The sequence below is a fragment of the Capillibacterium thermochitinicola genome (genome assembly GCF_013664685.1).
Lineage (GTDB): Bacteria > Bacillota > UBA4882 > UBA10575 > UBA10575 > Capillibacterium > Capillibacterium thermochitinicola.
Map to the genome: position 1 here is coordinate 1 of NZ_JAAKDE010000030.1, position 1,347 is coordinate 1,347.

At 41.3% G+C, this 1,347-nt stretch carries 2 protein-coding genes; both read right to left on the reverse strand.

All coding sequences use genetic code 11. From position 1 onward, the window contains the following. Positions 1-133: 133 nt before the first annotated feature. Positions 134-451 (reverse strand): DUF5320 domain-containing protein, encoded by a 318-nt coding sequence (locus G5B42_RS10470; RefSeq protein WP_181340426.1) that lies wholly within the window; start codon positions 449-451, stop codon positions 134-136. 17 nt (positions 452-468) lie between these two features. Next, positions 469-720: a DUF5320 domain-containing protein gene (locus G5B42_RS10475; protein WP_331274110.1), complete on the reverse strand. Its 252-nt coding sequence runs from the start codon at positions 718-720 to the stop codon at positions 469-471. Positions 721-1,347 lie beyond the last annotated feature (627 nt).

Here is a 1,347-nt window from a genome sequence, read left to right on the forward strand (position 1 = left end):
TTCGTGTCTTGACAATGGGGGGCATTATAAACAATCAGTTTTATATTCCATTATATTTATAGTCATGCCCCCATCCCTTTAGATAAAACACGAACAAGGCAGGCGATAGCCTGCCTTTCGCTTTGCGACAGGACTAATCTTCTAATTCTTCGAGGCGCTTTTTTACATCATCAAGCTGATTTTCAAGAAATTCAGCCTGCCTTTTCAGAAATTCTTTTTCATCTACATCCGATGCTAAATACGCCCCACTTGCATTTTGAGCACCAAAGCGTGCCCACCTTGGCAAACCGGTCGCATAAAACATTCGCCTAAAGCCTCGTCCCCGTCCGAATCCAAATCCGCAACCGATGGGGTTTGCATAACCCGGAACGGCAAAACCTGCGCAAAAGCCTGCACCTCGCCCTGTCATAGGGCCCATTCCCAGAGGCCCGGTTCCGTCCCCTCTTGGCATAATGTCACCTCCTTTTCTTATAAGCTCTTACTTTTAATTTTGCTACGATTAAATAAGTGATAAGCTAGATAAAAACACCAGGGTATCATTCCAGCAAGCCAGAATGCACGCCTGTAACCTCGTCGTTCAAACCAAAATTCTCGTCTGTAATTTGCGTTCAAATAACCGGGCACTTTGGAACCAGCACAAAAACCTAACCTCCGTCCAGTTAATGGTCCCATTCCCAAAGGACCAGTTCTGTCACCTCTGGGCATAATAGTCCTCCTCATTTTTACAATCCATTAAATGAATTGATTATCCTTTCAACTGTTACTCAGCGTAATTGACATATGTCATTTACATCTTATATTATACCCCTATTCTAACATATGTCAATAACTATTTTAAAAAAATACGCCAATCAAGAATTTTTCTCGATTGGCGTCAATCTGACAGTTGCCGCAGAAAACCATCTGCGATAAAGGATGATTTATACACACATCTTCTTTTGACAAGCTGTTCCTGAACCTGCATAAAGATTTCACGCGGGATTATGGGCCAGGGGTTTCCTGACATTACCACATCCGGCAAATCGGCCTTGAGAAAGGCTAAATGTCTGGAAACCCTTTATTTACAAGCTTTTCAGTTTTTTATTACTTCACTCTTGACATCAATGCGACACACTCAATATGTAACGAGCGGGATGGATTGATGTCTTTTACATTGTCGGTAGTCGGAAACAAGTCAAAGGCACTTTTTGCACTATCGGTAGGCGGGAATATATCGACATATATAATTATAACGCCAACTACTAGATTTATAATGATCAAGTCCAGATTAGTGTGTAAATTCCTCAGTTATCAATAAGCTTATCTGATATACGCAATATTGCTTCGATCATTGATTTGTTTTTGCTC